The sequence below is a fragment of the Halomonas sp. AOP22-C1-8 genome, from assembly GCF_052378905.1.
In the GTDB taxonomy this organism is placed as follows: domain Bacteria; phylum Pseudomonadota; class Gammaproteobacteria; order Pseudomonadales; family Halomonadaceae; genus Vreelandella; species Vreelandella citrativorans.
Genome location: NZ_JBQSYD010000014.1, coordinates 78,717 through 100,587, shown reverse-complemented (window position 1 = coordinate 100,587; position 21,871 = coordinate 78,717). Strand labels below are relative to the sequence as shown.

Annotated in this window: 21 protein-coding genes and 1 riboswitch; of the genes, 5 read left to right on the top strand and 16 right to left on the bottom strand. The window is 52.0% G+C overall.

The annotated features are described in order from the left end of the window. From ACT3TY_RS09750 to ACT3TY_RS09725, 6 genes are all read right to left on the bottom strand, one after another. On the bottom strand, nucleotides 1-1,148 hold a 1,148-nt coding region (locus tag ACT3TY_RS09750), incomplete at its 3' end, for a GTPase domain-containing protein (RefSeq protein ID WP_444628043.1). A gap of 9 nt (nucleotides 1,149-1,157) precedes the next feature. Continuing rightward, on the bottom strand, nucleotides 1,158-3,263 hold the full coding sequence (locus ACT3TY_RS09745) for a GTPase (RefSeq protein ID WP_444628042.1): 2,106 nt from the start codon (nucleotides 3,261-3,263) through the stop codon (nucleotides 1,158-1,160). Between the two features lie 74 nt (nucleotides 3,264-3,337). Next, nucleotides 3,338-4,144 (bottom strand): HNH endonuclease, encoded by an 807-nt coding sequence (locus tag ACT3TY_RS09740; RefSeq protein ID WP_444628041.1) that lies wholly within the window; start codon nucleotides 4,142-4,144, stop codon nucleotides 3,338-3,340. Between the two features lie 88 nt (nucleotides 4,145-4,232). Beyond that, the gene (locus ACT3TY_RS09735; protein WP_444628040.1) at nucleotides 4,233-5,126 is read right to left on the bottom strand and encodes a DUF6414 family protein; all 894 of its coding nucleotides are present in this window, start codon (nucleotides 5,124-5,126) and stop codon (nucleotides 4,233-4,235) included. A gap of 86 nt (nucleotides 5,127-5,212) precedes the next feature. Then, entirely contained in the window at nucleotides 5,213-5,428 is a 216-nt protein-coding gene (locus ACT3TY_RS09730) for a hypothetical protein (protein WP_444628039.1), read from the bottom strand. 122 nt (nucleotides 5,429-5,550) lie between these two features. Further along, nucleotides 5,551-6,126 (bottom strand): potassium channel family protein, encoded by a 576-nt coding sequence (locus ACT3TY_RS09725; protein WP_444628038.1) that lies wholly within the window; start codon nucleotides 6,124-6,126, stop codon nucleotides 5,551-5,553. A 183-nt stretch (nucleotides 6,127-6,309) separates the two neighbouring features. Here ACT3TY_RS09725 and ACT3TY_RS09720 point away from each other — a divergent pair, with 183 nt between their 5' ends. Beyond that, a complete protein-coding gene (locus ACT3TY_RS09720) occupies nucleotides 6,310-6,468 on the top strand; it encodes a phage integrase N-terminal SAM-like domain-containing protein (RefSeq protein ID WP_444628037.1) in 159 nt (52 codons plus the stop codon). A 46-nt stretch (nucleotides 6,469-6,514) separates the two neighbouring features. On the opposite strand, the gene ACT3TY_RS09715 is transcribed toward ACT3TY_RS09720, so the two are convergent. Continuing rightward, a complete protein-coding gene (locus ACT3TY_RS09715) occupies nucleotides 6,515-7,117 on the bottom strand; it encodes a class I SAM-dependent methyltransferase (protein WP_444628036.1) in 603 nt (200 codons plus the stop codon). 130 nt (nucleotides 7,118-7,247) lie between these two features. Beyond that, nucleotides 7,248-7,401, top strand: a riboswitch (TPP riboswitch). Nucleotides 7,402-7,490: 89 nt separating this feature from the next. Here ACT3TY_RS09715 and tenA point away from each other — a divergent pair. Together tenA and thiC are read left to right on the top strand one after the other, a co-directional pair. After that, nucleotides 7,491-8,159 (top strand): thiaminase II, encoded by a 669-nt coding sequence (gene tenA, locus ACT3TY_RS09710; RefSeq protein ID WP_444628035.1) that lies wholly within the window; start codon nucleotides 7,491-7,493, stop codon nucleotides 8,157-8,159. 22 nt (nucleotides 8,160-8,181) lie between these two features. Continuing rightward, nucleotides 8,182-10,092, top strand: coding sequence for a phosphomethylpyrimidine synthase ThiC (gene thiC, locus ACT3TY_RS09705; RefSeq protein ID WP_444628034.1), 1,911 nt, complete (start codon nucleotides 8,182-8,184; stop codon nucleotides 10,090-10,092). An 86-nt stretch (nucleotides 10,093-10,178) separates the two neighbouring features. Here thiC and ACT3TY_RS09700 read toward each other — a convergent pair whose 3' ends face one another. From ACT3TY_RS09700 to ACT3TY_RS09680, 5 genes are all read right to left on the bottom strand, one after another. Further along, nucleotides 10,179-10,358: a CsbD family protein gene (locus tag ACT3TY_RS09700; RefSeq protein WP_087105804.1), complete on the bottom strand. Its 180-nt coding sequence runs from the start codon at nucleotides 10,356-10,358 to the stop codon at nucleotides 10,179-10,181. Between the two features lie 106 nt (nucleotides 10,359-10,464). Then, entirely contained in the window at nucleotides 10,465-11,631 is a 1,167-nt protein-coding gene (locus tag ACT3TY_RS09695) for a DUF2955 domain-containing protein (protein WP_444628033.1), read from the bottom strand. Then, nucleotides 11,621-12,682 (bottom strand): HlyD family secretion protein, encoded by a 1,062-nt coding sequence (locus ACT3TY_RS09690; RefSeq protein WP_444628032.1) that lies wholly within the window; start codon nucleotides 12,680-12,682, stop codon nucleotides 11,621-11,623. Before ACT3TY_RS09690 ends, ACT3TY_RS09695 begins: the two co-directional genes overlap by 11 nt. 244 nt (nucleotides 12,683-12,926) lie before the next feature. Then, nucleotides 12,927-13,436, bottom strand: a complete 510-nt coding sequence (locus ACT3TY_RS09685) for a porin family protein (protein ID WP_441678414.1) — start codon at nucleotides 13,434-13,436, stop codon at nucleotides 12,927-12,929. Nucleotides 13,437-13,513: 77 nt separating this feature from the next. Further along, the gene (locus ACT3TY_RS09680; protein ID WP_441678416.1) at nucleotides 13,514-14,434 is read right to left on the bottom strand and encodes an EamA family transporter; all 921 of its coding nucleotides are present in this window, start codon (nucleotides 14,432-14,434) and stop codon (nucleotides 13,514-13,516) included. 147 nt (nucleotides 14,435-14,581) lie between these two features. Between ACT3TY_RS09680 and ACT3TY_RS09675 the strand changes: the two genes are divergently transcribed. Together ACT3TY_RS09675 and pta are read left to right on the top strand one after the other, a co-directional pair. Next, on the top strand, nucleotides 14,582-15,766 hold the full coding sequence (locus tag ACT3TY_RS09675) for an acetate/propionate family kinase (protein ID WP_441678418.1): 1,185 nt from the start codon (nucleotides 14,582-14,584) through the stop codon (nucleotides 15,764-15,766). Next, nucleotides 15,763-17,946: a phosphate acetyltransferase gene (pta, locus tag ACT3TY_RS09670; protein ID WP_444628031.1), complete on the top strand. Its 2,184-nt coding sequence runs from the start codon at nucleotides 15,763-15,765 to the stop codon at nucleotides 17,944-17,946. Before ACT3TY_RS09675 ends, pta begins: the two co-directional genes overlap by 4 nt. Before the next feature lie 129 nt (nucleotides 17,947-18,075). On the opposite strand, the gene cyoE is transcribed toward pta, so the two are convergent. The 4 genes from cyoE to cyoB are packed head-to-tail and all read right to left on the bottom strand — an operon-like array spanning nucleotide 18,076 to nucleotide 21,870. Next, nucleotides 18,076-19,002: a heme o synthase gene (cyoE, locus tag ACT3TY_RS09665; RefSeq protein WP_444628030.1), complete on the bottom strand. Its 927-nt coding sequence runs from the start codon at nucleotides 19,000-19,002 to the stop codon at nucleotides 18,076-18,078. Further along, nucleotides 18,960-19,283, bottom strand: coding sequence for a cytochrome o ubiquinol oxidase subunit IV (gene cyoD, locus ACT3TY_RS09660; RefSeq protein ID WP_018919031.1), 324 nt, complete (start codon nucleotides 19,281-19,283; stop codon nucleotides 18,960-18,962). The genes cyoE and cyoD overlap by 43 nt, the downstream gene beginning before the upstream one ends. Beyond that, entirely contained in the window at nucleotides 19,280-19,894 is a 615-nt protein-coding gene (gene cyoC, locus ACT3TY_RS09655) for a cytochrome o ubiquinol oxidase subunit III (RefSeq protein ID WP_441678422.1), read from the bottom strand. The genes cyoD and cyoC overlap by 4 nt, the downstream gene beginning before the upstream one ends. Beyond that, complete coding sequence (gene cyoB, locus ACT3TY_RS09650; protein ID WP_441678424.1) at nucleotides 19,894-21,870, bottom strand: cytochrome o ubiquinol oxidase subunit I; 1,977 nt, start codon at nucleotides 21,868-21,870, stop codon at nucleotides 19,894-19,896. The genes cyoC and cyoB overlap by 1 nt, the downstream gene beginning before the upstream one ends. Nucleotide 21,871: the final 1 nt, after the last annotated feature.

Genomic DNA, 21,871 nt, shown 5'->3' with positions numbered 1-21,871 from the left:
TTAGAGAAGCTGCCGACTTTCCCTTGTTCGGCTTCAGGATTGAAATTCTTTGCAGCATCCAAAGCTTCATTGATCTTCAAACTAGCAGGAGTATTCGCCAACTCAACTAACTCAGCCTCAAGATCTGATAGGCATTCGCTCACAGTGACCTGCAGATCCTCCAAGGCAGAGTTTATGAGTCGCTCACATTCATATGTTGAGCTGTCCTGTACCTTTTCAAATTCTTCCTGCTCTCCACCCAAAGCATCAGCAAGCTGGTTTCCTTGCTCAACAATCTGGCCGTTAAGCTTGTCCAGGTCCGTCCCGACCTTTTTGATGAGGTCGCGTCTGTTGACTTGAAAAACGCGCTTGTTTTGATTGAGTAAGCTAACCAAGCCTTTTTGAAGCGGGTCAGAAATGGTTAGCTCGTCAATTTTTGATTCCAACGTGATTTGAAGCAGCTGGAGCGGCGTCGTCAGTCTGGCGTATAGGCCACGTTGCGCGACAAAACCATCAATGGCGTTGTTGAACTCTTCAGCGTTGGAAAGCGCCAACAACTCTTGGCGTTCCTGCTCGTCTTCCTCATCCAAGGAGTCAAAGAATGACTGGGCGTCAGTGAAGACGATGGGAAAGTCCTCTGGGATTTTGGGCTCAAGCACTTGGGTGATGCCCGCGATCTTGGTCTCCTTGTCGGCCGAGTCACTTTCAAATTTGTTGATAACAATCATCATCTCCTTGGCGCGGCCATGGTTAAAGCAAAGGTTGCGGAAGGCGGCGCCCACGACATCGTCGAACAGTTCATTGGTAATTACGTATATCAGCAGGTCTGCTTTCGCTATGGCCTCAAGCGCTTCGGCGTCATGCTGCTCGCACTCACCCGCAAGAATCCCTGGGGTATCCCAGATAGTTAACGACTCATGTTGGTATTGAGTGACCACACCTGTTGTTACCCCAGCCCCAATCTTAATGTCCTCAATACCTGTCAACATTTTAATAAGAGAAGACTTCCCAGAACTGTACTGACCGGCAAAAACAAGATTTAAAGGCGCCAAATCAATATCAAACCCTGCCTCGGATGCCTTGAAGTTGCTGGCGCTCCATAGCTCATTAGAGCGCTGGTAAAGGCTTTCAACCTTATCTTTGAGAGCACTGTAACCAATTTCAGTCATAATTCATTCCTAAATAGTGACAAGGGTAATTTCACAGGAACAAAGCGCAGCCACCATTTTTATTCGGCGGTGATCTTTTCCAATGATCTTGCTAATATTTTGCTTCTGGGCAAACACGGACACTTTGTCTTGTTCGGAAAGCTCGACTTTTTCTACAAGCCCCCTATAAAGGTGGGAAATTTTTTTATCCAAATCAGTGTCATACACTACGACTACTTTCTCCCTCATGGCTTTACTCATAGCCCGAAGAAGTTCAGAATTTCGAAAATAATTCGAGATCATAAAATAACAAGCATAGCCAGGAAGCCTCACTATCTTTAAAGCTTTCGGCAGAATAAAGTGCTGCCTTGTGATGATATAAGCAACTCGATTAAGTAGGCGAAAATTAACCTCATGCCTTAGAGTGTCGAGCTGACTATCAGTACTATCCAACCCACTTATAGACCCATTAAGCGCTTGACAAAGAAGAGACAGATTGTGTACTGTCGGCAAAATAATGGCCCGGTGGAGGCTTGTGTCGAACCAGCCTTCTAAATTGGCTTTTATTTTTCGCTTACTTTTCTCGATATCCTCAAGCAAAGCCTGGCGCTGTTTAGACTTGGCCTCTTTTAGCTTTTTAGCACGGCTATCAGAAAAAAATGAAAATATTGTGAACACTATGCCGATACCCACCGCCACCCAGCCTACAGGATTCCATGAGTTAAAAAATGCAATTGCACTTACAGCCCCGGCTATAGCAGAGCCCCAACCATTTATACGCTTGAAGTCGGACTCGCTGAAATTTCTCCCATTGTGAGCAACCTCGAAAGACAAGGTGATATCCAAGCCCTCATTCATTTCTCGATTGAAATCCTGAAGTTCTTCTACCACCTGTTCTGCCAAGGCTTGTGCCGATCGCTCTACCTTTTTTGTAATTTTAAAACTCCTGTAATGATGCTCCCAAGCTACTGCTACACTTTCATCCTCAATGTGGTCATCAACAAAATCTGCAACAGAGTCAACTAACGGTTTAAAAGCAACATCCACTTCCTTGGAGAGCAACCGTGGCGCATCACGAAGAGTTTTTGTCCTCCATTGAGATATACGAGTGAAACTACTTTCATACTGTTGCAAGAGCTTGGTGAGCCGATCCCTTTGGCTTAGGACGAGCAAGCTCTGTTTATCAACATGATGAAGGCTCGAATCGAGAAACGTCTGGACTCTTCGGATCGGCCCATTCCCTTCCACTTCACCAATAAGTGCATTCAGAACGTCATCAATTCGGCTAAGATCGTGTAATTGCGAACCTTCTTCCCCCGAATCTGTGGTCGCCAAGAATGCGGCCTGGGCATGAATTGGGATGATTCGGACTGTGCTCGGATTTATGCCTGCACGGCCGGCAAGTTTCTTTAATCGGTCAGTATGTCCCTGGATATCTTCTTCTTTGAAAATATACTTTTCCGGATTCCTCAATGCCCGTCGCCGGTTACCATCATTCTCTAGATCTTTTTTCATGTTCAACACGAAGATCAACGGCTTGTTAAGCTTATGAACTTGCTCAAGCTCAACAAAGGTCGACTCTTGGATGCTGTCGCTGTTGAGCATGAACAGCACGACATCTGACTGTTCAAGAATCTCGTGGGCAATCTGCGAGTCCTCCTGACCGTTATAGGCTCCGAAGCCAGGGGTATCGATTATCCTCAAGTTGTTCCATTCATACTCTTTAACGTCGCGCGTTGTTCTTTGCGCTCCTTTGCCAATGGTCTGGCCATCACCTCGAGTTATGGCCTCACGAATAGTGCTCTTGCCAGCCATCGTTCGACCAAAGAGCATGACATTGAAACAGTCAAGGCTTCTTTTCTGCTTGGCGAGATTAGCATTTCGTTTAGAAAGAAGTTTTCCGTAGTCTCTCTCAAGATCCTGCAACATGCCGGTCAGGCCATCCTCCAACATTTTGTCTTCGGATAGAGCCTGGCAACCACGCCCAATCACGTCCTGCAGTTTTTTGCTCAGTGCCTCAATGATAGTATCGCAACGCTCAAAATAACCTTGTACGGCTATATATTCTTCTCTCGCAATTCGATTACAACTCTGGAGAGATATTAAATAAGGAGTATCGTCTACTGCTTCTTTCATTCTTTTTCCGATTATTATAGATCCCATAGACTCTACTCAGGATCGAGCTTTAGATTTTTCTGATAACGCCGCATTCAGCGGTTTATCCGCTGTAATGCTTTGTTATGCTGTTCCCTATGCCACTTCAAACTTTCATTCGATATTGAGTGACCTTGCTTTAGATGCAACACACCTTCTAAGCCAATCAGATCTCCACTATCTGATATAGAAAATGAAAAGCTATCGAACAAAACGTGATGATTAGGACATAGGCATAGTATATTTGAAGCTATGTCTGAACCATCATGAGGTTTTCCCAATGGAATAATGTGAGCCCCTTCAGCGTAGGCCCCAGATAATGTTTCCAGTGGGGTGTTACATACCTGGCATACGTGGCTATAAAGTTTTTTTATTTCCCTTGATACTTTTGTGTCTCTGACAACTCTACTTATAAGCACAGACTTTCTTCCAGGCACAGAGTTACCATTATCTCCTGCGGTTAAGCTATCAAGAGTAAAGCCAGCCATATCTAATAGAATAATGCCTGCGGCATCATTTAAAGGGTACAAATAACCTTGGTTTCTTGTTCCATTTACGTTAATAGGAGAATACAGGTTGCCAAGATGCCCCGAAAGAGATTCAACTACCGATGGAATGCTAATCGAACTTTCTAAGTGATTATAATCACATTTCACTATGCAGAGGCTAGCGTTAGTTCTTACGTTCTCTTCTGCAATCAAGATCGCCCCCAACCCATTAGGGGTAAACGAAAATATTATATCGCCACTTTCAACTTCAAGTATTCTTTTTCTAGCGTGATCATCGCTATTAACATCAGCTTGAATAATGCCTTGCCCGGCCTCCGGTACAAATTTTGCTTGATTGACCCAGTAGTATTTCATTGGAACTCCCTAGAAGCATAACGCCCGCAGCACGCGCAAAATTGTAGCGCAGCGGAAATTTTGTCCCTGTGCCTGCGATTGATAGCAACTATGCACATACCGACATCGCTGTCATTCTGTAAGCAGGCCCATCTATCGAAAGGCGACAAAACCGCTCGACAAATGGCTTTGCCGAATCTATTGAGTTTCTATAACTATTTAAGCGATTCATGTCATTGGTCACTACCATTAACGTATCCAAAACACTCATCACATATGACAAGAAGGTTCTTTGAACTAAGCTCAACGTTTCTCCATCACCAATACGCTTTGTTAACTTTCCAATGACAGCAAACTCACCATCAGTAAGCTTGGCCTTAATTTCCTTTGCGTCATAGTCCGTGACATCTAAATCAACAACCCCAAATGGGGTTCCAGTCTCAGGGTTGCACAAAAGCATTTCAAGCTGCTTGGACTTCAAGTAGTCCTGTTCTATCGCATCAATTAATTGAACGAGTGGCTTTTCATATTTAAGAAACTCGTCAAGAGACTTCTTCTGAAGTCCAAGTTTTACGCCGAAGTGCTTTAAACCTTGAACAATCAAGGGGGCCGATGTTTGAAGTGTCTCCACAAGCTGAAAAATGTCAACCGGTTGCAATATGGCCTTTGCTTTAATGTATTGACCTTTGTCCATATCAGCACTTGAGAAATCTTTTATATCTTTCCTCTCTTCCAATTCATCAACGACGGTCATATGCAAGCCACCCAATGTATACCGCTTGATAGTTGTAACCTCGTTTGCGCTTGCACTTTTCCCTTCAACGCCTAATTCTGCTTTTCCAAGCAAGCCTTGCAAGAATGAAATTCCTATTTTCGCATTGGCCTGACTATTTGCCGAAGAAGAAACCCTCTCCTCTGATTCTGAGCCAACACCTTTAAACAAGTATGCAGCAGCATTCAAAACCATTTTCTCATTCAAGTACAAAGGTTCCAGATATCCCATACTCTCTCCGATTTTGTATTGATAACACTTGCAGCAAGGGCGCTACGTTAGGAGCGTCCCTTGCCTGCACTTGCTATGTGTTTTCACTAGTCTTCCGGATCAGGGTGTACCAAAACCAAAATACCATCATCTATGGAGCAGCTTTTATAATGTTTAAAATGTGCATCCAGTGCCTCAATGACATCATCAGCTAGCGCCGCCTCCGGTAATTTATACCGAGTAGTTGTAGCACCTGCCTGAACATCATCTTTCACTTGAAGCTTTATCGAAAGAATCAGATTACTTAATTTATCATTTTTCATTTTGCGTCCTCACTTTGAATTTGACCGAAGCCGTTCGAAGTTTGCTTGGCACATAACGCCTGCCATAAACGGCGCGAGGAACGAGCGTCCGGCGACCGCGGGGGGCGAATTTAATGGCTTTGTTAGCCATTTCTGATTCTGACGTGTAGATGTATGTACTTGCTTCTACCGGTATCACCTTCCACATCAACAAGAATGTCAACAATCTTCGGATAGTCCCGGTGGCGACCTTCACCCATCTCGTCACCAAGTGAAACAAGTCCGTTCACAGCCTCAAGAAAGCGACCTACTTTCTCTTCTTTTACCCCCTCATCTTCGACACTCTTATTTCTAGGCACTGCAACATCTTTCAACTCTGCTGTGCCATCGAACGAAGATGGCTGAAGCGCCATCGTAATCGACGCTATGAAGACACCAAAAAGCATCAAGCCAACGACGGAATTCACCCCCGCCACTATCTTCCCTTGCTGCGTTAAAGGAGTGACATCACCGAAGCCAACGGTCGTCATATTGATCAAGGTGAAATAGCACGAGTGCCAATACCCCCAATCCTCCCATATACGGATTACAGCAGAACTGGCAAGTGTATAAAGTACCCAAACAGCAGCGATGACGATAATCCAACGCAGATTGCTGCGAAGGTCACGAACTGCGCTCCTTGCCGGCGCCATTTTTAATTCCATTACGGGTTGTGGCATCAACGATCCTATTTGGGTCAACAGTGGTTATCTAGCCGCCTAAACCAAATCTACCTCATTGATTCTATTGCTAGCAAAGCAAATTTTGGCTGCCTATCCAAAATTCGCATGCTGGCACGATTTGCCATTCTCAATAACACTGTATATAAATACACGCCAAGATGAATACAAAGGGATACCCCCATGAAGCTAATGGATAGGGTCCGGGCCACCTTGTGGGTAAAACGTTATGGCCTTCGCACTGAGAAAACGTATTTCTATTGGATTCGCTTCTTCATTCGTTTTCATGGAACAAGACACGCTGCTGCGATAACGGGCGCCGAAGTGAGGCAACACCTGTAGTAAATCAAGGCACGTGGCAGCCGCTGCTTTAAACAAACCGATTCAATCAAGCCGCATGTTTTCTCAAGATAAGATCAAACCGATGCCAGTGATGCGGTACCAGCCCGCCCTCTCCTTCGCTTTCGCGTAAAAGCTCAATTTTCAGACCATCGCACAGCGCTTCTACTGCTTGCTTCGAGTGAAAGCTCATTGTTGGATGCCTGGCCCAATCGTGCCGATTACCGAAAAGGTGTCCGACAAATAACCCTCCCGGCTCAAGCGCTGAAAGGATCATGCTCCACAGTATGGGAAAGTGCGTTGGCTCGCAGAACGGCAGGCTTAGCCCGGCGTGGATCAGGGCAGACGATGGCAAGCCTTTCAATTCCTCGAAACTCGAAGTCAAAATTGTCAGACCAGCGCTGGGTAATGCAGCTTTTAATGTTTCAACTCGCGCAATGGCGTTGGGCGCTTTGTCGATCGCCAAGACCTTCCACCCCGACGTCAGCAGTAGAGCGGTTTCAATGCCGCCTCCACACCCTAAATCGATAGCATGGCCGTTGCCTTTGGCTAAGCACTCATCCCCCAAAGCGCGGCGTAACAGCGGCGAGGCGGCTCGCGTTTGATTGGCGCGATAGAAGGCTTCCCAACCCGTTTTGTTATCGGTGGTCAATGTCGGTACTTCCTGATCGCATCATGCTGTGGTGGTGAGTGTTGATAGACATAATCGATTCAAATTAACACGGAGCACCACCGTTCGCCCCCTTGCATCTCCCTCCACCGCCACCTAGACTCGCTGAGTTGAATGCTTGACGGGGTGCCGGTGATATCCGGCTGAGATGGCGCAGGGCGTAGCAATGTTGCTGCCAAGTGCTGGTCCCGCTGAACCTGATCCGGCTAATGCGCTACTTTTGATGTAGCGCGGGTACCGGCGTAGGGATCAAGCGATGGCGCCGGCTAGCTCTCTCCCATGATCGCTCGCCCCCTTCCGTGCCATTTCCTCGATCTTTTCGCCTGCCCTTCGGATCACCACCACCGGAGGATGTATGGGCTACCGCTTTACTGATTTAACCACTGCCTGCCATGACGATTGGCGCGCCTACATTGAGCACGATTTCGTGCGCCAGCTGGGCAACGCCACGTTGCCTGAAGCGTCATTTCGCCACTACCTGAAGCAGGATTATCTGTTTCTGATTCACTTCGCTCGCGCCTATGCGCTGGCCGCCTACAAAAGCCCTACACTTGCCGATTTGCGCCAGGCCCACGAAGGGTTGAAAACCATTGTGGATGTGGAACTGGGCTTACACGTGGGCTTTTGTCGCGAATGGGGTATTTCCGAGGAGGCGCTTGCCGAGCTACAAGAAGCTCGGGCGACCATGGCCTACACCCGCTACGTGTTGGATACCGGTAGCCGTGGCGACCTGCTGGATTTACACGTAGCACTTGCTCCTTGCCTGGTGGGCTATGGCGAGATTGCCAACTGGTTGAACGCAAAATCCACAACGCTACGCGGCACACACAACCCGTTTGATGCCTGGATTGCGATGTACGAAAGCGAGGAGTTTCAAGCGGCCATGCAGGCCGAGCTTGAATGGCTTGATGCTCGCCTCGCCGACGTCACCCCTGCCCGCTTTAATGAGCTCAGCAAAATTTTCCGCGATGCTACGCGCCTGGAAATCGACTTCTGGCAGATGGGCCTGGACCTTTCCCATTAATTCCAATAACAAGGATATAACCGTGAACAAAACCGTTACCCAGAAGACAGCCCGCTTTCTAGCCGAAACCGCCCAAGTGGATGCCGCCGCGATTTCCCCGCTACCCGGTTCACGCAAGGTGTATCTTGAAGGCTCGCGCCCGGATATCCGCGTGCCGTTTCGGGAAATCAGCCTCTCGCCGACCAAAACGACCAGCGTGGATGAACAGAACCCGCCGCTGCTGGTGTACGACACCTCAGGCCCCTACACCGACCCCAACGCCCAGATTGATCTACGCCGTGGGCTTCCCGCGCTTCGCCGGGCGTGGATTGAGGAGCGCGACGACACCGAGTTTTTAGAAGGCCATACGTCTGAGTACGGCAAACGCCGCGCCAACGACCCCATGCTGGCCCAACTGCGCTTTGATTTGAAACGCACGCCGCGCCGGGCAAAAGAAGGCAAAAACGTTACCCAGCTGCACTACGCCCGCCAAGGGATTATCACTCCGGAAATGGAGTTTATCGCCCTGCGCGAGAACCAGCGCCGCCAAGCGCTGGGCAATGCCGAGGTAGAGCGAATTTTGGGCCACCAGCATCGCGGCCAGAGCTTTGGCGCCAGCATCCCAGAAGAGATTACGCCGGCGTTTGTGCGCGATGAAGTTGCTCGTGGGCGGGCGATTATTCCCAATAACATCAATCACCCCGAAAGTGAGCCGATGATTATCGGGCGTAACTTTCTGGTCAAGATTAACGGCAATCTGGGCAACTCGGCCGTCACCTCGTCGATTGAAGAAGAAGTCGACAAAATGACCTGGGGCATTCGCTGGGGTGCGGATACCATCATGGATCTCTCCACCGGGCAGAATATCCACGAAACCCGCGAATGGATTTTGCGTAATTCGCCAGTGCCTATCGGTACGGTGCCCATCTATCAGGCGCTGGAGAAGGTCAACGGCGTGGCCGAAAACCTGACCTGGGAGGTGTTTCGCGATACGTTGATTGAGCAGGCCGAACAGGGTGTGGATTACTTCACCATTCACGCAGGCGTTTTGCTGCGCTATGTGCCGCTGACCGCCAACCGGGTGACGGGCATCGTCTCGCGCGGCGGCTCGATCATGGCCAAATGGTGTTTGTATCATCATCAGGAGAGCTTTCTGTATACCCACTTCGAGGAAATCTGCGAGATCTGCAAGCAGTACGATGTGGCATTTTCGCTGGGTGACGGCCTGCGCCCTGGCTCTATCGCCGATGCCAACGACGAAGCGCAGATGGCCGAGCTTAAAACCCTGGGCGAGCTGACCCACATTGCCTGGAAGCACGACGTGCAAGTAATGATTGAAGGGCCCGGTCACGTGCCCATGCACCTTGTGAAGGAGAACATGGACAAGCAGTTGGAGTACTGCGATGAAGCGCCCTTCTACACACTCGGCCCGTTGGTCACGGATATCGCACCAGGCTACGACCATATTACCTCGGGCATTGGGGCCGCGATGATCGGCTGGTTTGGATGTGCCATGCTCTGCTACGTCACGCCGAAGGAGCACCTGGGCCTGCCCAACAAAGATGACGTAAAGACCGGTATTATTACCTACAAAATTGCCGCCCACGCGGCGGATCTCGCCAAGGGCCACCCGGCAGCACAGCGGCGTGACAATGCGCTTTCCAAGGCGCGGTTTGAATTTCGCTGGGAAGATCAGTTCAACCTGGGGCTAGACCCAGACACCGCGCGGGAATTCCATGACGAAACTCTGCCCAAGGATTCCGCAAAGGTCGCCCATTTTTGCTCCATGTGTGGGCCGAAGTTCTGCTCGATGAAGATTAGCCAGGAAGTACGCGACACCTACCGCGACCGCACGCCAGAAAGCACTAACGACGCGGAGTCGGTTAAGCGCGGTATGGAAGAGCAGGCGGAGAAGTTTCGCCAAACGGGAAGCCGGCTGTATCAGGAAGTGTAAAACGGTTTGAAAACGAAAGGCATAAACGCAAACAGGGGCCTGAAGGCCCCTGTTATCGACGTGTTACGCTAACGTGCGTAGCAAGGCTATTTTTTCTTGAGGCTCTCTTTCACCTCGCCTTTACCTTTTTGAGCTTCGCCTTTAGCCTGCTGCATTTTGCCTTTGGCTTCCGTTTTTTCGCTGCCCGTTACTTTGCCAGCCGCTTCTTTCACTTTACCAGCGGCTTTGTTAGCGGCGCCTTTTACTTTATCGTCTTTTCCACTCATGACATACACCTCTAATCCGTTAGCAGGAAACACGCTGGAGAGAAGAACATATTGCCCTTCACATCACAGCTGCCTTATTAGAGTAGCCCTTGTTAAAAAAGTTACCTCACTTTCTTTCTGGTAGTCGCGTAGGCTCCCAAAGGTTGAGCACATAATGCAGGCAAGCCATGAACAGCAGCGTTACTACCAGCGCCACACTCATGGATGAAAAGCGATACAGGGCGCTATAGACAAGGTCCTGATTCGGTCCTAATGATTGCCCAAACAGAATGCCTAAAGTGGTCATCCCGCCAAACCCGATGCCGGAACCGCCACCTTCAAGTATGTGTTCGCGCCCAAACAGCAATAGCCCCAACCAATAAAGCACAATCGCCAGCAGGAAGTGATTGCTTTGTGTGTAAAGCAGAAGCTGCATTATCAGCGCCAGATTACATCCCAATAGCGTGCCGATGGCGCGTTTGCGAGCGGATACGCGTGCACCGGCATAGCCCATCGCGAACAGTACCAGAATGGTCGCCATTTGTGCCGAGAGCGACCCCTGCAGGTCAAGCACCTGAAAAACGACAAAGGAAAGTGTCGCGGTAATGCCGCCCATCAGCGTTTCATGGCGCATCTGCGCTTTAGTCTTGGTGCTTTTGGGCGGCGGTTGGCGGGGCTCAACATCAGGGAAAAGAGTGTACATCAGCATGGCGATGAACACGGCGAGCACGCTGGCCACAAAATTGGAGGCCAACAAATCTGCTAGATCGACGCTGGGGTAGCTCGCAAAATGCAGCAGAATGCTTAAGGTTAATACGCCATTGGCCCCAAACAGAAACAGCGGGCCTTTTGCCATCAAGCTAAACCGAAACAGGAACATACCCAACACGACCAGCGTCATCACCACTGGCATATGTTTAAGCAGGCCGACCACCAGGCTGACTTCCAGCGCATTCACCGATACGTTACCTAAAAACTGGCGAATAATGCTGATATTCAGAATGGGCACCATACCCAGCAAAAACATCGGAAAAACGGTAAAGAAAACGCCGTAGTTCCAACCCATTAACTGACTGATAATAAATCCGAGCGTGCCGCCACCGGCCACCCGCAAACACTGGCGCAGGGCATTCTCACTCAGGCGATGGTAGGCAGGTGCCTCTGGGGCAGCGCCGCTACGGCGGGGCGTGCGCTTAAAAAAACTACGCAACACGTGACTGATTGACCACGTGCTGGCATCCGCCGATTTTGTACCAGCGGGCCCTGCAGTAGTAGAACCCGCATCAGTAGACATAATGTAGCCAACTGATCAGATGCGTTTGTAGCCATGCAAAGGGGTGCGCCAGCGCATGTTCCCCCGGCAGCAGTTGCACCGTTGCCCGGGCACCGCTTGGCAGCAGCGCCGCAATGGGTTCGTTGAGGGCAATATGAATACGCAAACGCTGCGCATCGCGCACCCAGCGGTCAGAGGTAGGAATATCCGCCAGCTGCCCATCAGCGGTCAGTTGCCCTTCCCGTATGCCAGCATCAAAAGCACTGACCTGCCCTTCAAAGATATGCCCAGGCATGGCATCAAAGATCACCGCAGCCGAATCGCCGGGCAGTACGTGGCGTAGGCTTTTTTCACGGAAGTCGGCAACGATATCCATGTTCTGAGTCACCAGTGCAATCACTGGCTGCCCTGCCTGAACATAGTCGCCCACCTGAAGCTGCAAGTTCGTCACCTGGCCTGACTCTGCCGCCCGCACTTCGGTACGTTCGACGTCCAACTGCGCTTTCTCAAGGGCGTTGTCGGCTTGGCGCAAGCGCAGGTTGGTATTTCCGTTCTCGCCTAGCTGTACTTCCAGGCTCTGTATGTTCGCCTCGGCGGAAACCACGTCTGCCAGGGCGGTATGCTCAGCCGCCACCTGCTGCTCGTACTGCTGGCGTGAGATACTCTGCCGCCCCACCAGGGCTTCGCCACGGCGCCGCTCGCTGCTGCGCTCCTCCGCAACTGCCTGGGCAGAGGCCAGCACCGCCCGGGCGGCGGCAAGCTCTGCTTCAAGGCGCGTGTTTTCGCGCTCAGCCTGCTCACGGTTTAGCCGCGCTTGATCAAGGGCAAGTTGAAAGGGCTCGGGGTCTAGACGAAACAGTACATCGCCTTTGGCAACCTGTTGATGGTCACGCACGGTCACTTCTTTCACTGGCGCGCTGAGCTCTGGCGCTACACGGGCAACCGGGCGCATTATCCTGGCCTCGGGCGTCATGGGCATGAAGCTGTCAGCTATCAAGAAATAGATAAACAGCAGTGCAAAGGCAGTCAGCGCTACCTTCACCCAGCGGGCGAATTTTTGATCAGGGGACATGAAGTTTTACTCGTTGATTTGCGCACCTTCTGCGTACGCGCAGAGCGCTTATGGCCAGCGCATGCTTAATGGAATAGCGTATTTTAGCAAATGATTAGCAAGCTAACAATGATCCACGCTTCTGCTTTATGAGCGTTATTGAGTAGCCCCCTTGGCTGCCTGCAGAAAAAATCCCATAAAAAAACCCCAGAGCCAAAAGGCCCTAGGGTTGGATACACCACTAACGCGTTTTAAGCGTTAATCATTAAAAACGGTATTTTAAGCCCACACTTGCGGCATCGAAATCGTAGGCAGACTTGTCCAGATAACGCATGTAATCAGCGCTGATGGCCAGATTGTTGGCGACATCAATTTCACCGCCCGCGCCATAGGAGAAACCGCTTTCTCTGTCGTGGTCGAAATCCACTTCAGTGACACCGACCAGACCATAAAGGCGTGCATTGGGGGTAATAGGCGCGATGCCTTTTGCGTAAGCACCTACCAGGTAATCCAGCTTGGTATCACCATCGGAGCCACCGGTACCCAGATGCCCTTCGAGCGCGAAGTAATCATTGAACTGCGCGCCGCCGCGTAAACGCAGGCCTACGTCGTTACGTGAGGAACCGCGGTCAGGGTCAAGGTTCCAAAACATGGCGTCGCCCGCCACGTAACCTTCAGGGTAACCCAATGATTGCTGTGCCTGTGCTGATGCAGCGAATGCACCTGCGCCGACCAAGAGTGCCGCAGAAGTGAGTGATAATACGGTCATCTTCATCGTCTTGTACCTCCGTTAAAAAACAGTGTTTCCTTACACAGATTCATTGTGGTACATGTCCGAAAAGAACGCAACGTTTACCGCCCTTTGGATAGGCTAAGTGCGACAATACCACCCACCACGACCGCCCCACCCAATAACTGGCCGGGGCTTAGCGTTTGCCCTAATACGAAATAGCCGATCACCAAAGAGGCGACAGGTTCGATATTCATGACCGGGGCGTTGCGCGCCATATCCAAGCGCGGCACAAAAATAAACAGTGTCGAGAACGCGGTGGCGTAGAGCAGCGCCAAAAGCCCCAAACCCACCCAGCCTTGACTATTGTCAGGTAGGCTCATGCCACCGGGCACAACACCTAAAGCCCCACCGATTACCATGGCGAAAAACACGGTTTGCATGGTTAAAAGACTGCGCAGCGTGCTGCCTACCTGGGATAAACGGTGCTCGGTAACCCATAGCGCGCAGGCGAAAACGAACGCGGCCAGTAACCCAAATCCAATACCGGCGACCCACTCTGGCCCCATACTGTCAGCACTGGAAAGCCACGCTGGAATATCCAGCACGACCAACAGCCCGATTAAAATGGTCCCCATAATAAGGCAACTGCGAAGCGACGGACGCGGCCCGCCCAACGCCCAGCTCAATAGTGCTAACTGAATGGGGAAAGTATTGACCAACAGTAGCGCAATAACGACAGGAAGCCGCGCAACCGCTGAATAAAGGCTGACACTTTGAATGGTGATAAGAAGACCTACCACCAGTTGCCAGGGCCAAGTGCCCGAAGGCAGCCATAAGCGTTTCTTCTGAACGATCACAAGGGCGAGCAGGATCAAACAGGCTACCCCGGAACGCGTTAATACGGCCAGCAGTAACCCTGTACCGTTATCAAAGGCAAGCCTGGCCGATACATGGTTGGCAGCGAACATGGTGCCAACGGTCATTAGCAGCAAAATGGCCAAGTGGCGCGGCAGGTGGTTGGGTAACGAGGACGTAGTCATAGGCTCCAGGCAGCAAAAGAACGTTAACCGCCAAGCATGCCCGGATTTGAGTCGAATGGCTAAACAAATATCCGCCTACGTTAATGCCCCTTGCCGCCTGCCACACTAACGTACAAACTAAACCTTTACTCTTTTGGTAGATTCTTTATGGATGCACCGGTGCTGGTTATTAATTGTGGTTCATCCTCTATTAAATACGCACTGATCGATCCGGCCCCTGATGCCCCGCGCTTAGCAGGCTTGGCAGAGCGCTTAGGCAGCGCCGATGCCCGTTTAAAAGGAATAAATAGCGCGGGGGGAAGTTTTAGCCATGCACTCCCCAATGCTGATCATACTCAAGCGCTCAACGCCATTTTAAACAGCCTGGAAGGACGCATTCCGGGCGCTATTGGGCATCGTATTGTTCATGGCGGAGAGAAGTTTACTCAGGCCGCCTTGGTTGATAGTGATATTATCAGTGCGATTAAGGCCACCGCCGCGTTGGCGCCTCTGCATAACCCTGCCAACCTGGCAGGCATCAGCGCTACTCAAAAGATATTTCCAGCACTACCTCAGGTTGCGGTATTCGATACCGCGTTTCACCAAACCCTCCCCGTAAAAGCTTACCGCTATGCCCTGCCAGAGAACCTCTACGCTGAACACGGCATTCGTCGCTACGGGTTTCATGGCACTAGCCACGCCTTTGTTAGCCAGCGTGCGGCCGAGCTTAGCCCTCGCGGCGCGGGCGGTTGGTTAACAGCCCACTTGGGCAACGGCTGTTCCACCGCAGCGGTGTGGAATAATCAAAGCCTGGACACCAGCATGGGACTTACCCCGCTGGAAGGCCTGGTGATGGGCACGCGCAGCGGCGACGTCGACCCAGGCTTGCACGCCCATTTACACCGCCAGCTGGGCTGGTCGATGGACAAGATTGATGATGTGCTGAATAAGCAAAGCGGGCTATTGGGGCTTTCTGGCTTAACCAACGACATGCGCGAAGTCGAGGAAGCAGCCGAGCAGGGTCATGCAAGAGCCATGCTGGCGCTCGACGTGTTTTGCTACCGCATTGCCAAGTCGCTTGCTGCTCTCTCTTGCGCACTGCCGACGCTTGATGGCGTCATTTTTACCGGCGGCATCGGTGAGAACTCTCCTCTTGTACGCCGCCGCGTTATCAGCCTGCTGCCTCACTTTGGCTTTGCTCTTGATGAGGCGAGCAATAACGTGATGATTCGCGGCAAAGAGGGCAAGCTGGACAGGGAAAATCATCAGGGTCCCGAAGCCTGGGTCATTCCTACCGACGAAGAAGGCCGTATCGCAATGGAAACACGTCAATGCCTGGAGGCCCACGCATGAGTTCGTCCCCTTCTCAACCCCAAGCCATCCTTCTAGTGCCCACAAGCATGGGGGCCGGGTTAACCTCGGCCTGCTTAGGCCTGATTCAGGCGCTCGACACCATTGGCCTTAAAGCCGGTTTTTTGAAGCCGTTTATGCAAAAAGAGCTGAACGGCCCAGGCCTTGATCGCTCAACGGCACTGGTGTCTCGCACGCTCAACCTGCGCCCGCCTTCGCCGATCTCACAAACCCGGCTGGAGCGCTTGCTGCGCGATGACCAAACCGATGAGCTATTGGAGAATGTGGTCGAGCTTTATGAACAGGTAACGCAGCAGGCTGAGCGGGACGGTAACGCGCTGGATTTAGTCGTAGTGGAAGGCGTAGTGCCTACCCAGTACACCACGTACGCGACGCAAACCAATGCTCAACTGGCGCATGCACTTAATGCCCGCATCATCCTGGTGGGCACCGGGGATTTAAACGAGCCACAGGCACTTGCTGAAGAGCTTGATATGCACGCCAGAAGCTTTGGCGGGGTTAGCTCGACCCGCACGTTGGGCGGCATCCTGATGCGCATGAAAAACCTGCCTTACGGCCAGGAAGATGACCTTTCGGCAGCGCCGGGCACCATTAAGCCGCAGCTTGAAGAGTCGGTACTTAACGAGCTTCGCGGCTATTCACCGTCACTGGCCACCGACAGTTTTCACCTAATCGGCATTGTGCCTTACAGCAAAACACTCAATGCCCCCCGCACGCTGGACGTGGCACGGGCACTGAGTGCCAAGGTGCTGAATGAAGGCGATGCGGCGAGCCGCCGGGTAATGTCGACAAGCCTGTGCGCGCGTAGCGCGGCGAATGCCCTGCATATCTTTACACCCGGTAGTCTGGTGGTGGCGTCTGGCGACCGTGACGACGTCGTGCTGGCATCCGCCCTCGCGACCATGAACGGCACTCAGTTGGCGGGCATATTGCTGACCAATGGTTTTTTGCCTAACGACAATATGATTGAGATGTGTCGCCCAGCGCTTAGAACCGGCCTGCCCGTGCTGGCGGTTGAAACCGACAGCCTGACCACGGCTCAAAACTTGAGCCAGCTTAGCAGCGAAATCCCCGTTGATGATTTCGAGCGTGCCGAGCAGGTGGCGCGCTTTGTCGCTGCCCATATCGACCTTGAATGGCTAAAAGACAAGTTAAGCCACGGCTATGCACGGCGCTTATCGCCTTCGGCGTTTCGCTATCAGTTGGTCAAGCAGGCGCAGCACGCCAAAAAACGAATCGTACTGCCGGAGGGCGACGAACCCCGCACGGTGGAGGCAGCGATTATTTGTCAGCGGCGCGGCATTGCCAACTGCGTGCTGTTGGGCAGTCGTGAAAACATCGAGGAAGTGGCGCGTAACCGCGGTTTAGCACTGCCCGACGAGTTGACGATTATCGACCCCGAAAGCACGCGTGCCCACTATATCGCGCCCATGGTAGAACGTCGGCGTGGCAAGCTTAACGAACTCACCGCTGAGGCCCAGCTACAGGATAACGTGGTGCTTGGCACCATGATGCTCCAGCTGGATGAAGTCGATGGCCTTGTCTCGGGTGCTATCCACACCACCGCTAACACTGTGCGCCCGGCGTTTCAACTGATAAAGACCGCGCCAGAATATAGCCAGGTATCGTCAATTTTCTTTATGCTGCTGCCCGAGCAGGTAGTGGTGTATGGCGATTGTGCGGTGAACCCGGACCCGGATGCCGAAACGCTGGCTGAAATAGCCCTGCAAAGCGCTCGCTCCGCAGAAGCGTTTGGCATTGAGCCGCGCGTGGCCATGATCAGCTACTCAACGGGAGATTCAGGCACCGGCGCGGATGTCGATAAAGTGCGTGAAGCTACGCGCATCGCCAAAGAGCGTGCCCCGCACTTATTGATCGATGGCCCGCTTCAGTACGATGCAGCCGCCATTGAGAGCGTGGGCAAACAGAAAGCGCCAGATTCGCCCGTAGCGGGCCGCGCCACCGTCTTTGTCTTCCCGGACCTGAACACCGGCAATACGACCTACAAAGCGGTGCAGCGTAGTGCTCGCGTAGTCAGTGTTGGCCCCATGCTGCAAGGCTTAAACAAGCCAGTGAATGATCTTTCCCGAGGCGCGCTGGTGGATGATATCGTCTATACCATCGCGCTGACCGCTATTCAGGCAAGCCAGCGAGAAGCGTAACCCCGTCATCGCACCTGATAAACTTCGCAGGTGCGACCAATGGTAAGTAAGCGTTAAGACAAGAAAAAGCCCCGGTCAGTTTAACTGCCCGGGGCTTTTCTCATTCAACCACTTAGCGGTGTGGGTCAATCACGCCCACATTATTGGCACCATGGATTCCAACACAATCACCAGGCTCATCGCGGTGATGGTCAAAATCGATACGCCAAATACGCGTTTGGCCCAGCGTACATCATCATCCAGCCGGTAGCCGCAAATCGCCAGGTAGAGCCAGTAGCCCCCCATGGTCAGTGCGACACACAGGTAGCCAGTACCTGCCTGACTCGCCAGTACCAAAGCCAATGAGGCGGGAATAAACGCCACAATGTAGCCAAGGATGTGATGCTTTGCGCGCTTGATCCCGTGAACAACAGGCAGAACGGGAATCGAAGCGCGTTGGTAATCGGCATAGCGGAAAATCGCAATGGCATAGGAGTGAGGCATCTGCCAGAGGCAGAAGATTAACAGCAGAACCATCGCTCCACTGTCAAAGGTCCCCGTCACGGCGCAGTACCCGATCACGGGCGGCATAGCGCCTGACAGGCTGCCTACTACCGTGCCGTATTCGGAGTTGCGCTTCATATAGAGGCTATACACCCCCACATACACGCCCCATCCGATAACAGCCAAGGCCACCGTCAACCCATTAGTGCCTAATGCCAGGCAGACCACACCACTGATACCCAGAAACGCCGACAAGCCCAATGCTTGCGTGATAGAGACGCTTCCCCTCACCAGAGGACGATGGCGCGTGCGCGCCATCAGAGCATCAATGTCCCTATCAATCACGTTGTTACAGGCACAGCCTGAGGCGATCACTAATGCGATCCCCAACATGACCGAAGCAAACGTCACCAGATCGAATTCACCATGCGCGGCTAGAAAGTAGCCGCCAAGGGCGGCAATTAGATTGCCGCCAATGATGCCTGGCTTGGTTAGCTCAAGCAGATCGTGCCACCTATTGGGCATGCTGGTTAGCCGATCATCATGTTGAGATGTAGATGCTGCATGATCCACAGCGAACCTCCTACCACTAGGCCGAGAATCAGCACCGTGAAGACGAAGGAAAGCATGTTCCAGCCATCTTCTGTCTTGAAGTCCAAGTGCATGAACATCACAAGCTGAACCAGAACCTGCAGAACAGCCGTCACAACGATGATTCCCACGTTCACGGGCAAGCTGAACGAACCCAGCATAACCGCGCCAAATGGAATGACAGTCAGGACTAACGACAGTACAAGCCCCGTTACATAAGACTTTACGGTGCCGTGACCGGACGGTTGGCTAGAAGAACTCATACCAGCACTCCCATCAAGTAGACGAAGGAGAATACACAGATCCAGACGATATCCAGGAAGTGCCAGAACAGACTCAAGCACAGGATACGCGGACGCGTTTTATCATTCAGACCTTTAGTCGAAAGCTGAACCAGCATGACCAAAATCCAGATCATACCGAAGGTCACGTGCAGACCGTGAGTACCTACCAGCGTAAAGAAGGCAGATAAAAAGGCGCTACGATCTGGTCCGAAACCTTCATGGATCAGGTGATAGAATTCATAGATTTCCATCCCCAGGAACATTAGGCCCAGCACGAACGTAATGCCCAGCCACATCTTCACCTGACCGACACGATTGGCGTTCATCGCCAGAACGCCCATGCCGAAGGTAAAACTACTGATCAGTAGTGCAAAGGTGCCGAAAAGAATCAAAGGTAGTTCAAAAATATCCGCGCCGGTCGGCCCACCTGCCGTGCCCTTCATGAGCACGGCGTAGGTAGCGAATAGTGTTCCGAAGATCACCAAGTCGCTCATTAGGTAGACCCAGAAACCAAATACCTTGGTAGGACCGGCATCGTGGTGCTCATGCTCCTCAGCATGAGCATCATGATGTAGGGATTCAGTAGCCATTACGCTTGGGCCTCCACACGTTGTTGATGAGCACGCTCGATTCGCTCGACCTCTGCAGCAGGCACGTAGTAATCGATATCGTCGTTAGATACACGCATCAGGAAGCTCACCAGCATGCCAATGGCACTGAACCCAGCCAGCCACCAGATGTGCCATACCATGGCGAAACCAAAGATCATCGCAAAGACACTGATGACGGGGCCGGCCACCGTGTTCCTCGGCATATGGATATCCGTGTAAGGCGCATTGTCCAACTGCTCGTTGCCACGCTGCTTTTGTGACCAGAAGCTGTCGATATCACCAACGACGGGCAGACGCGCAAAGTTGTAGAACGGGGGCGGCGATGAAGCTGACCACTCCAACGTACGGCCATCCCATGGGTCGCCCGTCACATCCGCATACTTTTCGCGGTTACGCACGCTTACGTAGAACTGAATAAGTGTACAAGCGATCCCCGCAGCGATCAGCAGTGCACCGAGCAAAGCAACGATAAACCAGGGCTGCCATTCAGCGTTCGGGTAAGAGTTCATGCGGCGCGCAGCACCGTAGAAGCTCAGAACATACAGCGGCATGAACGCCACGTAGAAACCGGTTATCCAGCACCAGAAGGAACGCTTGCCCCACTTCTCGTCCAGCGTGAAGCCAAAGGCTTTCGGGAACCAGTAGGTCAGACCCGCCATCATGCCGAAGACCACGCCACCAACGATAACGTTATGGAAGTGAGCAATAACGAACAGACTGTTGTGCAGTACAAAGTTGGCTGCTGGCAACGCTAACATAACGCCCGTCATACCACCGATCGTAAAGGTGATGATGAAGCCCAGCGTCCACAGTACTGGTGACGTCATTTCCAGACGACCACGGAAGATAGTGAACAGCCAGTTAAAGACTTTCACACCGGTCGGGATCGCAATGATCATCGTCATAATGCCGAAGAAGGCATTGACGTTGGCACCTGCGCCCATGGTGAAGAAGTGGTGCAGCCATACGATGAACGACAGAATCGTGATCGCAATCGTTGCCCATACCATCGTGTGGTAACCGAACAAGCGCTTGCGGGCAAAGGTGGCAATAACTTCCGAGAACACACCGAAGGCCGGCAGAATCAGGATGTACACCTCGGGGTGACCCCACGCCCAGATAAGGTTGACGTACATCATTACGTTGCCGCCCATATCGTTCGTGAAGAAATTCATCCCCAGGTAACGATCAAGGGTCAACATCGCAATAGTTGCGGTCAAAATCGGGAAAGAGGCAATGATCAGTACGTTGGCGCACAGCGACGTCCAGGTAAAGATCGGCATGCGGAACAGGGTCATGCCCTTGGTACGCATTTTCAAAATAGTAACGAAGAAGTTAATACCGGTTAACGTGGTACCTATCCCGGATATCTGCAACGCCCATATCCAGTAATCGACCCCGACCCCGGGACTGTACTCTATCCCCGACAATGGCGCGTAAGCCAACCAACCAGTGGTAGCGAACTCACCCACGAACAGAGAAATGTTGACCAGCAGCGCCGAAACCGCGAACAGCCAGAAACTCAGGTTGTTCAGGAACGGGAACGCAACATCGCGCGCACCGATCTGTAACGGAACAACCAGGTTCATCAGGCCGATAACCATAGGCATGGCCACGAAGAAGATCATGATAACGCCGTGGGCGGTAAAGATCTGGTCGTAGTGGTCAGGCGGCAAAATGCCCATCGAACCACCTGCGGCGACCGCCTGCTGCACACGCATCATCAAGGCATCAGCAAAACCGCGCAGCAGCATGATAAGCGCCACGATGAAATACATGATACCGAGCTTTTTATGGTCAACGGAGGTGAACCACTCGTTCCATAGCCAGCCCCACTTACGGAAATAGGTCAGCGCGCCTAACAATGCCGCGCCGCCTAGAATCCCCACGAGACCCGCAAGAACCAGAATGGGTTCGTGAAGGGGAATTGCTTCTAGGGTTAATTTACCGAACACG